The organism is Streptomyces sp. NPDC091412, assembly GCF_044756885.1.
Classification (GTDB): Bacteria; Actinomycetota; Actinomycetes; order Streptomycetales; family Streptomycetaceae; genus Streptomyces.
The window spans coordinates 489,212-502,279 of sequence record NZ_JBIVTV010000003.1 but is presented as its reverse complement, the minus strand read 5'-3'; the positions used below and the strand labels follow the sequence as shown (position 1 = coordinate 502,279).

Sequence of the window (13,068 nt, the reverse complement as noted above, 5' to 3'; positions counted from 1 at the left end):
ATGACACCCATAGAGTCCGCCTCCCTGGACACCGGCACGGGCACGGGCACCGCCACGGCCACCGACGCGGGCACCGCCCCGGAGCCCGGGACCCACTGGGAGCCCGGCAGGCGCTTCGTGCTCCGCGCGGCCGGCCTGCCCATCGAGACCGTGCACGGCCTGCGCTGCCCCGGCACCAGCCGCTGGTCCGACGCCGTGCTGGCCGAGGAGGAACGCCTGACGGCCGCCGGAGCGGCCCTCAGCGATCTGCTGCACATCCTGGTCAAGTCGACCACCGGCCCCGACGAGGAACCGGGCGACGCCGCCGTGCGGCGCTGCCTGCTCAACCTGCGGCGGCAGATCTTCAACAACCGTCTGCCGGCCGACTCCGAGGCCGCCGTCCGCCTGGTGACGGGGCTGGACGGGAAGACCGGCCGGCGCACCGCCCAGTGGTTGCGGGACCGGGCACGTCTCGATGAGCTCCGGGCCACCGGAGCGGACCTGCTCGCCGGCGAACTCCGGGAAAACCGCCGCGCGTTGCGCGATGTGCTGACCGACGACCGGCTGCGCCTCGGTCTGCTGCTGGCCTCGCCCTCCCTCGACGGCCGGCTGGACGCCTACCTGCGCGACACCAGCCCGCGGCCGGGCAACCGCCTGCGCAAGATCGAGCGTTCCGCGCTGACCTACCTGTACCGCACGGCCTGCAAGACCAGCCCCTTCAGCACCTTCACCGGCATCGGCCTCGGCACCTTCGCGGGCGACCCGTGGGACGACGGGGCCGCGCTGCGCACCGGCGAGGACTGGGTGAGCCACGTACGGCTCAACGTGGTGGTACTGGTCCGGCTGACCGAACTGATCACGGCCGACCCCGCACGCCGACGGGACCTGCCGGTGGTCCTCTCCCCGGGCTGGGGACGCGACGCCGACCGCATCCGCTACGTACGCCATGTCATGACCGCGGGTGACGACAGCGCCGCCGTCACCTTCGACGCGGTCCGCGACCGGCTGTTCTTCCTGCGCAGCAGCGGCACCCTGGAGCGGCTCCTGGAATGGCTCGGCGGCCACGAGGCGCCGGTACGCCACCGGGACCTGGTCGACTGGCTCCAGACCGAGCACGACGCCGGACGCGACGCGTGCGAACGGTACGCGTCGGCCCTCCTGGACCTCGGCATGGTGCAGGTGCCGGTGCTCCGCGCGGACGTGCACAGCCGCGACCCGCTGCGTTCCTACCAGGACGCCCTGCGTTCCCTCGGGGCGTCCTGGGCCGACCGGCTGGCCCACCTGCTGGACGGCCCGGCCGACTGCCTCGCCCGCTACGCCGGGGCCGACGTCGGTGAACGCCGCACCCTGCTGAGCACTCTGCGCGATCGGCTCCTCGACGCCCAGCGGGAACTGGGAGCGCCGGATCCGGCCCTTCCGCAGACCCTGGTGTACGAGGACGTCAGCACGGGCGACGACCTGGTCTGCGGGCCCGCCGTGCTGAGCGGGGAGACCGGCCGGGCCCTGCGGGCCATCGAGGGCGTCCTGCCGCTCTTCGACCTGACGCTCCCTCAGCGTGTCACCCTGCTGGGCTTCTTCATCGCCCGCTACGGCCGCGGCGGACGCTGCGACGACCTGCTCGGCCTGGTCCACGACTTCCACGAGGACTTCTTCGACCAGTACGTGTCCTTCACCTCCAAGCGGGCCTCCTTCGACAAGGACGGCGCCTACGTGCCGGAGGAGAACTGGCTCGGGCAGAGCGAGATGAAGGCCCTCGACCGGGCCCGCCGCCACTTCCACGAGGGCATGTGCGCCCTGTGGCGGCAGCACGGTGGGGGGATCGAGGCCGAGGAGATCGAACTCCCGGACGGCCTGCTCTCCGAGACCGCCGCCGAACTCGCGCCGCTCACCAGCCACTTCATACCGCAGAGCCACCATCTCCAGCTGTCCCGGCCTCCCGGCGGCCGACAACAGGTCGTCCTCAACAAGTCCTACGGCGGACTGGCCTTCCCCTTCAGCCGGTTCACCCACCTCTACGACGGCACCGCACCGGCCGCGGACGCGGCGACACCCGGCTTCTCCGACGCGCTGCGCGAGGAGATGGCGGCCCGCAGTCCGGACGGCGCCGTGTTCGCGGAGATCACCGGAGGGCCGGTCAGCAGCAACCTGAACCTGCACGGCCGGCTGACCGACCACCAGATCGTCTGCCCGGGCGAGACCAGTTCCGTGCCCGAGGAGGCCCGGATCCACCTCGACGACCTCTACGTCGAGCACGACGAGCCGTCCGGACGCCTGGTGCTCCGCTCCCGCCGCCTCGACCGCGAGGTCGTGCCGGTCTACCTCGGCTACCTCGTGCCGATCGCGCTTCCCGAGATCCCGCGCACCCTGCTCCTCCTCTCCCCCAGCACCATGGCCCCCTTCGACGTATGGGCGGGGGTCCCCGAGGGCGAGCCCGAGAGCGGGGTCACCCGCAGGCCCCGGGTGCGGCACGGGAACGTGGTGGTCAGCCGGCGCGGCTGGACCGCGGACGCGGAGGTCCTGCCGGCCCGCCGCCCCGGAGCCGGGGAGGAGGAGGGCTACCTGGAGTGGCGGCGCTGGCAGCGCACCCACGGTCTGCCCGACCGCTGCTTCGCCACCGTCGCCCACGCCGGCCAGGGCCCGATCGGGGCCAAGCCCGTCCACGTCGACTTCGACAGCCCGCTCTCCCTGGCCGCGTTCGACGCCCTGGTGGAGCGCAAGCCGGGCACCCGGGTGACCTTCCGGGAAATGCTCCCCGCCGAGGACGGCCTCCACCTCACCTCCCCGCGCGGCCGGCACGTGGCCGAACTCGCCGTGGAGACCTTCACCACCCGCCAACTGCCGCAGTCCAGACCGGAGGCCGCACCGTCATGCCCGAACTGACCGAACCCGCCGCCTTCCGTCCGGCTCCCGAGGGCGCCGAGCCGTCTCCCTGGCTGGCGCTGCACGTCTTCTACGCCGCCAACCCCCAGCCGCTGCTGGTCAACTGCGTGCGCCCGCTGGTCGACCGGCTCACCGAGGACGGCCTGCTGTCCGGCTGCTTCTTCATCAACTACTGGCTGGAGGGGCCGCACGTGCGGCTGCGCCTGCGCCCGAGCGGCCCCGCTGCCGAAGCCGAGGTGCGCCGCCGCGCCGAGGAGGCGATCAGCGGCTTCCTGAAGACCCGCCCCGCCCTCTACGAGGTCGACTCCGGCTTCCTCAAGGACTTCTACAACGCCCTGTTCGACATCGAGTTCCCGGGCGAGGACCGGGCCAGGTACATGGGCGCGGACGGCCGGATGAACCTCAGGCCGAACAACTCCTTCTCCTACGAGGTCTACGCCCCCGAGTACGCCAAGTACGGCGGACCGGCCGGCGTCGCCCTCGCCGAATGGCACTTCCGGCACTCCAGCGACCTGGTCCTGGAGGCGTACCGGAGCATGAACCTGCACCTGCGGACGGTGCTGCTCGGGACCTCCGCCCAGCTGATGATGGTGATGGCGAGCTGCTTCCTCCCCGAGGAGGAGCGGCTCGCGGACTACCTCGACTCCTACTACGCCTTCTGGCACCGGCTGTTCCCCGGTACCAACTTCATCGGGTCCACCGAGTACGAGCGGACCTACGCGCGTATGGCGCCCACCCTCGGCGCACGGTTCGCACAGCTCAGGCAGGCCGTGGCGAGCGGCGACCTGACCCGGCTGCCGGCGTTCCTCCGCCGCTGGGCCGAGCACTGCCTGGAACTGCGCGAGAAGGTGGTGGACCTCACCGAGCGCGGTGAACTCGCCTTCCCCGCCTGGGACGGTCCGGCCCGCGAGGACACCGGCCAGGAACGCGCCGAGGATCCCGACGCGGCTCCCCTGGTGACCGTCACCCATGTTCCGGCGGTACTGCCCCGCCTGCTGTCGCCGTATATGCACATGACCAACAACCGGCTGCATGTGACGATCCGGGACGAGGCATACCTGGCCTTCATTCTGGGCCGGGTCCTGCGCGAGCCGGCCGGCGGACGGCAGGATGCCTCATGAGTGCCACCGACCGCTCTGCCGCGGACCGTTCCGTCGCCGCCCGCGCCTACCGGCCCGCGCTGCGTCCGGGCGTGCTGATCGGTCCGCCCCTGCTGCGCGGCCCGCGCACCGTCCACCTGATCAAGCACCCGGTCAGCGGCGCCGCGTTCGAGGTCGGCCCCAAGGAGCACTTCGTCATCAGCCGGCTCGACGGAACCCGGAACCTCGACGACGTCGTGTCCGAGTACGCGGCCCGGTTCCGCCGCAGGCTCCCCGAGGAGCAGTGGACCCGGCTGCTCGGCCTGCTCGGCACCCGCGGGCTGCTCGCCGGGTCCCCGGATCCCGCGCCGCCCGAACCGCCCCCGGCCCGCACCGGCACCTTCTGGAAGGGCAGTCGGCGGGCCGTCACCGACGCGCACAGGACCACCGGCCGCCTCCACCGGGTGCTGCGTCCGCTGCTGCGCCCCTGGGCGCAACTGCCTCTGACGGCCGCCGTACTGGTGATGACGGTGGCCGTGTTCGCGGATCCGGCGGCGCTCCTCGACGGGATACTGGACCTGCTGTCCCGCCCCCTCGTGCTCATCCCGTTCGCGGTCTTCCTCTGGTTCAGCATCTGCCTGCACGAACTCGCCCACGGCATCGCCGCCCGGCACTACGGCGGTGTGGTCACCGAGATCGGGCTGCGCTGGCGGTTCCCGGCCATGATGATGTACTGCACGGTCGACAACTACCTGTTCCTGCCCGGCCTGCGGGCGAAGCTGGTGGTCGCCGCCGCGGGCGCGTACGTCAACCTGGTGCTCCTGCTGCCCTTCGCGGTCTGGTGGGCGCTCCTGGACCCGTCCGACCCGAACCGCCCGCCGCTCACCGGGATGCTCTTCGTCGGCATCGCGCAGGCCCTGAGCAACCTGGTCCCGCTGCCGCCTCTGGACGGGTACCGCATGCTCGGCCACGCCCTGGGCACCGCCAACCTCGCCCCGGAGACCCGGACCTACCTGGCCCTGCGCCGGCGCGGGCGGGACGCCGTCGCCGCCTACCCGGGGCGCGCCCGCCGTCTCTACACGTCCTACGCCTTCACGGCGGCCGCACTCGTGCTGCTCGCGGCGGCCGGAAGCTGCACCACCGTCGTTCTCCTGCTGCTTTGATGACGTCCCCCCCTCGGAAGATCACGCAACTCATGAATGAGGTACCCGTATGAGCTCCACCTCCCCCACCCCAGATCACGGAGCCCAACCCGCCGTCGAGGTCAACGACGTGATCAAGACTTACGGCGACCGGCGGGCCGTCGACGGTGTCTCCCTGGACGTCCGGCGCGGCGAGTTCTTCGGGCTGCTCGGCCCCAACGGGGCCGGGAAGTCCACCCTGGTGGAGATCATGGAGGGGCTGCGCAAGACCGACTCCGGCTCGGTCACGGTGTTCGGCGAGTCGCCCTGGCCGCGCAACACTGGTCTGCTGCCGCGCATGGGCGTGCAGACCCAGTCATCGGCCTTCTTCGTCCGGCAGACCGTCCACGAGCACCTGCGCACCGTCGCGGCGCTGTTCGGCGCGGAGCGCGAGGCCGTCGACGCCACCCTCGACGCCGTGGGCCTCGGCGGGCAGCACGACGTCCGGGTCGACAACCTCTCGGGCGGCCAGCGGCAGCGGCTCGCCATCGCCTCCGCGCTGGTCCACGGACCCGAGCTGATCTTCCTCGACGAGCCGACCGCCGCGCTCGACCCGGAGGGCCGACGCGATCTGTGGGAGGTCCTGCGGGGTCTCAAGGCGGAGGGCCGGACCATCGTGTACACCACGCACCACCTGGACGAGGCGGAGGCGCTCTGCGACCGTGTGGGCATCCTGGTGGCCGGCCGGCTCGTCGTCACCGACGAACCGCAGCACCTGATCGGCACCTTCGGCGCCACCAGCCGGCTGCTGATTCCGCTCGGCCGGATCGACGAGCGTGAGGCCTCGTCCCTTCCCGGTGTGGACGGCGTCACCGTGCAGGGCGGACACCTCGTCCTGGAGACCCGCGCCACCGGCCGGGTGCTGGCCGCCCTCGACCCCCTCACCGGTCTGGACGGTGTCCAGACCCGCACCCCCACACTCGAGGACGTCTACCTCGAGATCACCGCCCGGCAGACCCGGGCCCCCCTCACCGCGACCGACACAACCCACACGAACAGCCAGGAGCAGCAGGCATGAGCGCCTACACCGCGCTGACCACGGCGGGCTACCGCGCCCAGGTCCGGGACAAGACGACCGTCTTCTTCACCTTCGCCTTCCCACTGATCTTCCTCGTGGTCTTCGGACTCGTCTTCCGCGGCCGGAGCGTCGAGGAGAGCGGCTTCTCCTACCTCTCCTACACCGCCGCCGGCGTGCTCTCCTGGGGCGTCGCCAACGCCGCCGTCTTCGGCATCGGGTTCACGCTGATGCAGTGGCGCGCGGACGACATCCTCCGGATGATCCGTATGTCGCCCGCCCCGCTGTCCTCCGTCATCGGATCCCGCTACGTCCTCGCCCTGGGCGTGGGACTCGTCCAGTCGGTGCTGTTCGTCGGGGTGGCGATGCTTCCCGGGTTCGACCTGGTGCCCGCGTCCCGGTGGCCCCTGCTGATTCCCGTCATGGTCCTCGGCATCACCACCTTCCTGCTGCTCGGGGTGATCATCGGCAGTATCGCCGACACCCCGGAGTCGGTCGCCGGCATCGCCAACTTCCTGATGCTGCCCATGGCCTTCCTGTCCGGGTCGTTCTTCCCGCTGGACGCCATGCCCGACTGGCTGCAGAAGGTCTCGCTGATCATGCCGCTGCGCTATCTCAACGACGCGGTGTCGGCGGCTCTGACCGGCCGCGGCGACCTGTCCGACATCGGTGTGGGGTGCGCGGGGCTCGTCGCGTTCGCCGTCGTCTTCGGGGCAGCCGCGGCGCGCACCTTCCGCTGGACGAAGACGTCATGAGCACCACGCCCCGGCTGCTCGCGCACCCGATGGAGGAGGCCCGCGACGCTCTCCAGGCGTTCCTGGGCGACCACTTCGGCGCCGACGCCCCACGGGTTGTGCCGGTCGGTGCCGTCGGCGCGGGGGACGGGGACGCCGGGGCCCCGGACCCCTGGGCCGCGGACCGCTCGACGGCGCTGGTCCACGTCAGCGCCTCGGCGATCCTGCTCGGCCCATGGGGAGGCGACGGCAGCGCACCCGCCTGCGGCCGCTGTCTCGCCGTACGGTGGCAGCGCCTGCGCAGCCGCAGCGAGCGCAACGCCCTGGAGACCGGCGGCCCGGAGGGGCCCCGCCCGGCGGGCGCCTGGCCGCTGCTCACCAGCCATGTCCAGGACACCGTGGCCGCGCTGTGCGAGGCCCTGTTGAACAGGCCCGGCCCGGTGCCCCCCGCCGGACTTCCCGCCGACCGCGCCCTGCCCCAGGTGACCCGGCTGGACCTGGCCAACCTGCTGATCAGGACGTTCCCGCTGCTCGCCGACCCGCTCTGTCCCGACTGCGGCCCGCCCGTTCAGGCACCGGACAGCGTCCCGCCGCTCACCCCGGCCCCGCGTCCCAAGCCGGATCCCGGCGCCTACCGGCTGCGTTCGGCCTTCGCCCACCCGCTCCCCACCGACGCCCTGGCCAATCCGGTCTGCGGCGCCCTGGGGGCCGGCACCTGGACCGACGTCACCTCGTCGACCACCGCTCCGGTGGCCGGCAGCGTGTTCATCCGGGGGTACGCGGGGCTGCACGACGTCACCTGGAGCGGGCAGGAGAACTCCTTCGCCACCAGCCGCCGGCTCGCCTTCCTCGAAGGCCTTGAACGGTACGCGGGCACCCATCGACGGGGCGGCTCCGCGCCGGTCGTCGGCTCCTACGACGAGCTGAAGGCCGACGCGGTCGACCCCGCGGTGTGCGGCCTGTACAGCCCGGAGACCTACCGGGACGACCCCCTGGTCGAGCCCTTCGACCCGGGCCGGCCCATCCCCTGGGAGTGGGGCTGGTCACTGCGGGACGAGCGCCCCGTACTGGTGCCGTCGCGGCTGGTCTACTACAGCATCCCGCCGGCCGACGACAACTTCGTCTTCGAGTGCTCCAACGGCTGTGCCATCGGCGGCTGTCTGGAGGAGGCGGTCCTGGGCGGCCTCCTCGAACTCGTCGAGCGCGACTCCTTCCTGAACGGCTGGTACGGCGCGGCCCGGCTCCCCCGCATCGACCTGGGGACGGTCGGCAGTCCGACGGCCACCGCCATGGCCGAGCGGGCCGCCCTGCAGGGCTACGACGTCCATGTCTTCGACAACCGGATCGACCTGGCGATCCCGGCCGTCACCGTGGTCGGCGTCCGCCGGGACGGGGGCCCGGGCACCCTGTCCTTCGCGGCCGCGGCCTCGCTGGATCCGAGGAGCGCGGTCGAGGGGGCACTGTCCGAGGTACTGAGCTACATCCCGCACCTGGCCCGGCAGACCGCCGAGCGCCGCGGCGAACTGGAGGCCATGGCCGACGACTTCTTCCTGGTGCGTCATCTGAAGGACCACCCCCAGCTCTACGGGCTGCCCCGCATGGCCGAGTACGCGCGCGGCTATCTGGAGCCGTCCGTGGCCCGTCCCTTCGACGAGGTGTACCGGGACTGGGAGAGCCGCGGCCGCCCCCGCACCGGCGACCTGCGCGACGACGTCGCCGTGGTCAGGGACGAACTGGTCCGGGCGGGCCATGACGTCATCGTCGTCGACCAGACCTCGCCCGAGCAGGAGCGGATGGGGCTGCGGACGGTCGGCACGGTGGTGCCGGGACTGCTGCCGATCGACTTCGGCTGGAACCGGCAGCGGGCCCTGCTGATGCCCCGGCTGCGCACCGCGCTGCGCCGCGGCGGACACCGGGACCGCGACCTCACCGACGCGGAGATCCGCCGGGCCCCGCATCCCTTCCCGTGAGCCCACCTCCCGCACCCGGGCCTCCCCGCACCGCGATGGAGGCCCGGCCGTTCCCCGGAGTCCGCCCATGAACCCGCCGTCCCCCCACGCCCCGGTCCCGGCACGGGCCGGCCACAACGCCCCGCTCGTGACCGATCAAGACCCGCCTCCGGGCGGGGAGGACCTGCTCACCCGCGCCGGGGACGTTCTGCGCCCCGCTCTCTCCCTCTGTCTGGACCTGCACGCGCATCCGGAACCGTCCGGACAGGAGGCCCGCACCGCGGACCGCTTCGGCCGGCGACTCGCGGCGGCGGCCTGCGAGATCACCCAGGGGGTGGGCGGCCACGGCGTCGTCGGCGTGCTCCGCAACGGGGACGGCCCCCGCGTCTGGCTGCGGGCGGAGCTCGACGCGCTCCCGATGCGCGAGCGGACCGGGCTGCCGTACGCCAGCCGCAACGACGCCATGCACGCGTGCGGCCACGACCTGCACCTGGCCGCCGCGGCCGGCGCCGCCGACCTGCTCGCCCGCCTGTCCCACCGATGGCGGGGCACCCTGGTGGTGGTGGGACAGCCGGCCGAGGAGACGCTCAGCGGGGCCGAGGCCATGCTGCGCGACGGACTGTACGAACGGTTCGGCAGCCCCGGCGTCGTCCTCGCCCAGCATGCCGCGCCGCTGCCCTCCGGCACGGTCGCGCACTCGGCGCGGCAGGCGCCGATGGCGGCGGCCGGCGCGGTGCTCGAGGTGGTGCTGCACGGACAGGGCGGTCACGCCGCCACTCCGCATCTGGCGGTGGATCCGGTCGTCGCCGCGGCCGCCGTCGTCACCCGGCTCCAGAACATCGTCGCCCGCGAGACCGCGCCCGCCGACCAGGTGACCCTGACCGTGGGCACGCTGCGGGCCGGAACGGCCGCCAACGTCATACCGGACCGCGCCGAACTGGGCGTCGGGGTCCGCGCGTCGAGCGAGGCGTCCCTCGACCGGGCGCTGACCGCGGTGCGCCGCATCGTCCTCGCCGAGAGCGCCGCCACGGGCGCCCCCCGAGAGCCCGAGGTGACCGTCACCTCCCGCTCGGCGGCCCTGCGGTGCGACCCGGACACCACCGACTCGATACGGCGCGCTCACACCGGACTCCTGGGGCCCGGGCGGGTTCTGCCCTGGCCGGGATCGATGGCCACGGAGGACTTCCCGCTGTTCGGGGACGCCGGAGCCGGCGTCCACGGGCAGCACGGAATCCCGCTGGTCTACTGGATGCTGGGCGTGGTGGGCCCGGACGAATGGCGCCGGGCAACGGCCGACGGCCCTGACGCCTCACCACCCCCGGCCCCGAACCACTCCCCGTACTTCGCCCCCCACATCGGCAGCGCCCTGCGCCCCGCGATCGCCGCGCTGACGATCGCGGCACTCGACCGGTTCGCGGCCACGTGAGAGACCGGCGCCGGAAGAGGTGCCGCGGGCAGTGGCGGTCACGCTTGGGACCTGTCCGGCGCCGCAGGTGCTCGTGCGTCAGGACATGTGCACACAGGCCCGCCCGCCCCCGCTGCACTGGGCGCGGGAGCGGGCGGGCCTGCGTCGGCCTTACGGCTTCACACGCAGAACCTGCGGGTCGTGGTCGCTGACCTGGTCGGCGAACTCGGAGTTGATGTGCACCACGTCGTAGGTGACGTGGTTCAGCATGCTCGGGTTCACCATCATGTGGTCCAGCACCTGCGAGTTGCCCTGGAAGACGTAGGAGTAACGCTCGTTCGCCGGCAGGGTGTTCACCAGGTCGGTGAGCTGCTTGCCGTCACCGGTCAGGGTCTTCATCGCGGAGGAGAACTGGTAGTCGTTGTAGTCGCCCAGGGAGACGATGAGGGCCTTGGGGTCGGCGGCCTCGAGCTTCTTGACGAAGGCGTTCTCCAGCGTGGCCTGCTTGTTCCGCTGGATCTCGGAGTTGAGGACGGGCGGCTGGATGCGGCCGGCGACGTTCTGGTCGCCGCCCTTGCTGTTGAAGTGGTTGGCTATCACGAAGATCTTCTTGTTGTTCTTCGTGAGGAACTCGCCGACCAGCGGCTTGCGGCTGCTGTTCCAGGCCTCGTCCGTCGGGGCGATGCGTCCGGGCGAGACGGACAGGTGCGTGTCGCTGCCCTTGCCGACGACGTCGACGGCGGTGACGGAGTCGCCACCGGGCCGGTCCACGAACGTGACCCGCTTCGGGTCGAACAGGAAGACGGTGCGGATGTTGCCACCCGGCTGGCCGCCGTCCTTGTCGTTCACCGGGTTGATCTGACGGTACTCGTAGCGCGGGCCGCCGGCGGCGACGATGGCGTCGGTGAGCTTGGCCAGCGTCTTGTCGGGGTCCACGGTGCCGTCGTCGACGGCGCCGCTGTTGTCCTGGATCTCCTCGACGCCGACGATGGCGGGAGCGCGGAGGTTCGTCACCAGGTTGTGGCCGAGCCGGTCGAACTTGGCCTGCGGGTCGCTCGGCGCGAGGTTCTGCACGTTGTACGTGCCGATGGTGACCTCGTTGGACTTCGCCTCGCTCGTGACCTCGGGCTTGAGGCCGTTGTCCTTGTAGGTACCGAGCTGGCGGGCCGCGAGGATGTAGGTGCCGGCGAACTGGCTGTAGTCCAGCGGGCCCTCGGTGACGCCGGTGAGCTCGTCGCCCACGTTCGCCTTCGGGAACGGGTCCGTGGTGTTGATCGCCTGAACCTGGAGGCGAGCCACGTTCGGGTCGTCGTACGACGGGTAGTAGACGCCGCCGCGCTTGGTCTTGTTGTGGTCGGGGTCGGCCGTGACCCACATCTCGTGGTAGGCGTCCGTGGCGCCGACGACGCGGGCGTCGGAGATCTGGACGTTCATGCCCTCCAGGGACTCGTAGAAGTCCAGGGCGTACTTGGTCGGCTCGAGGTCGAGGTACTCGGTGTTGCCGGTGCTGTCGCCCTTCGGGGACCACGCGGCGGGGATGCTGTTCTTGTCGAGGACGACCGGGGCCGGCAGCGGGTTGCCGCTGGACAGCACGGTGACCGTCGGCTTCATGATCTCGGTCGTCGACTGGATGCCGGAGTCGTAGCCGCCCGGGTAGTACTCGGTGACCACACCGGAGACGGTGACGCTGTCGCCGACCTTCACCGTGGGGTTGGAGCTGGTGTAGACGAAGATGCCCTCGCTGGTGCGGGGGTCGTTGTCCGGGTTCGGGTCCTGCATCCAGAAGCCCTTGGACGTGGAGGACGTGCTGGTGGTGCGGACACCGGTGACGATGCCGGTGACGTCCTTGACGTTCTTGGTGGACAGCGGGGAGCGCCGGTTGGTGCCCTGGATGTCGTGGATCTTCGCCGAGATCGCGTCGGCGGGGGCGGTCTGGGTCGGCGTCGGGGTCGGCGTGGGGTCACCGCCGGGGCCGCCGCCCTGGCCGCCGGAGTTCTCCGGGGTGGGGGCACCCGCGGCGAAGTCGGCCGCGTTGTCGTCGGTGTCCACCAGCGTCTTGCGGGCGACCGAGGCGGTGTTGCTCGCGCCGGCGGCCGGGCCGGAGCCCTCGCGGACGACGGCGGTGCCAAAGCCGACCAGGTCCTTGATGCGGGGGTCGGCGGCGCAGTCCTCGGCGGTGACACAGGTCAGCAGGTCGGTGCCCTTGACCAGCGCGACGGTGCCGGTGGTGCCCGACATGTTGATGTTGCCGGTGGCGTCCGGGGTGGGCAGTGCGACGGTGCCGCCGGTGCCTGCGGCCTCCTGGATCAGATACCGGCCGTTGCCGGCGAGGGTGCCGGTGAGGCGGGTGGCCTGCCACTTGGTGGTCGGGCCGGGGCTGCCCGACAAGTACTGGACGCTGTAGTCGGAGAGGTCCAGCGAGCCGGAGCCGGCGTTGGCCAGCTCGATGAAGTCGTTGATCAAGGTGGCGCCGGAGTTGCCGCCGCCTCCGTAGACCTCGGATATGACGGCGTCGGCCGACGGGGTCGCAAAGGCGGAGTGGACGCCCACTCCGGCCAGCACGACCGAGCCGGTGATCGCCAGGGGTATCAGACGCTTGCGCAGAGAAGTCGCGCGGTGTCTTGCGGGGCGGGGCGTTTCAGCGCTGGAGTTCGACACAGGAAGGGTCTCCTTGGGAGCCGGGAAAGCATGAGGGCGCGTGGGGATGCGCCGACCGACCCGGATCCGCTGTCGACGGCCAGGGCCTGGCAAGCGCTCAAGCTACGCGCATAGATACGTCTGAAAAAAGGCCGGGGGTTAAAACGCTTGGCAAACTGTTATCCGGCACCCGGCGCGCCCGACGCCCG

Annotated in this window: 8 protein-coding genes; 7 read left to right on the top strand and 1 reads right to left on the bottom strand. The window is 71.9% G+C overall.

The features are described 5' to 3' along the window. From ACIQMV_RS10315 to ACIQMV_RS10285, 7 genes are all read left to right on the top strand, one after another. Complete coding sequence (locus tag ACIQMV_RS10315) at window positions 1-2,859, top strand: lantibiotic dehydratase (RefSeq protein ID WP_402592307.1); 2,859 nt, start codon at window positions 1-3, stop codon at window positions 2,857-2,859. Further along, window positions 2,847-3,980: a lantibiotic dehydratase C-terminal domain-containing protein gene (locus ACIQMV_RS10310; RefSeq protein ID WP_141356949.1), complete on the top strand. Its 1,134-nt coding sequence runs from the start codon at window positions 2,847-2,849 to the stop codon at window positions 3,978-3,980. The genes ACIQMV_RS10315 and ACIQMV_RS10310 overlap by 13 nt, the downstream gene beginning before the upstream one ends. After that, window positions 3,977-5,101, top strand: coding sequence for a metalloprotease (locus ACIQMV_RS10305; RefSeq protein ID WP_402592306.1), 1,125 nt, complete (start codon window positions 3,977-3,979; stop codon window positions 5,099-5,101). Before ACIQMV_RS10310 ends, ACIQMV_RS10305 begins: the two co-directional genes overlap by 4 nt. Window positions 5,102-5,150: 49 nt before the next feature. Beyond that, window positions 5,151-6,137: an ATP-binding cassette domain-containing protein gene (locus ACIQMV_RS10300; protein WP_402592305.1), complete on the top strand. Its 987-nt coding sequence runs from the start codon at window positions 5,151-5,153 to the stop codon at window positions 6,135-6,137. After that, entirely contained in the window at window positions 6,134-6,889 is a 756-nt protein-coding gene (locus tag ACIQMV_RS10295) for an ABC transporter permease (protein WP_365424450.1), read from the top strand. The genes ACIQMV_RS10300 and ACIQMV_RS10295 overlap by 4 nt, the downstream gene beginning before the upstream one ends. Continuing rightward, on the top strand, window positions 6,886-8,838 hold the full coding sequence (locus ACIQMV_RS10290) for a TOMM precursor leader peptide-binding protein (protein WP_402592304.1): 1,953 nt from the start codon (window positions 6,886-6,888) through the stop codon (window positions 8,836-8,838). The genes ACIQMV_RS10295 and ACIQMV_RS10290 overlap by 4 nt, the downstream gene beginning before the upstream one ends. Window positions 8,839-8,965: 127 nt before the next feature. Beyond that, window positions 8,966-10,243, top strand: a complete 1,278-nt coding sequence (locus ACIQMV_RS10285; protein WP_402592303.1) for an amidohydrolase — start codon at window positions 8,966-8,968, stop codon at window positions 10,241-10,243. Window positions 10,244-10,393: 150 nt separating this feature from the next. Here the strand turns inward: ACIQMV_RS10285 and ACIQMV_RS10280 are convergent, their stop codons facing one another. After that, window positions 10,394-12,880, bottom strand: a complete 2,487-nt coding sequence (locus ACIQMV_RS10280; RefSeq protein WP_402592302.1) for a lamin tail domain-containing protein — start codon at window positions 12,878-12,880, stop codon at window positions 10,394-10,396. Between the last annotated feature and the right edge of the window lie 188 nt (window positions 12,881-13,068).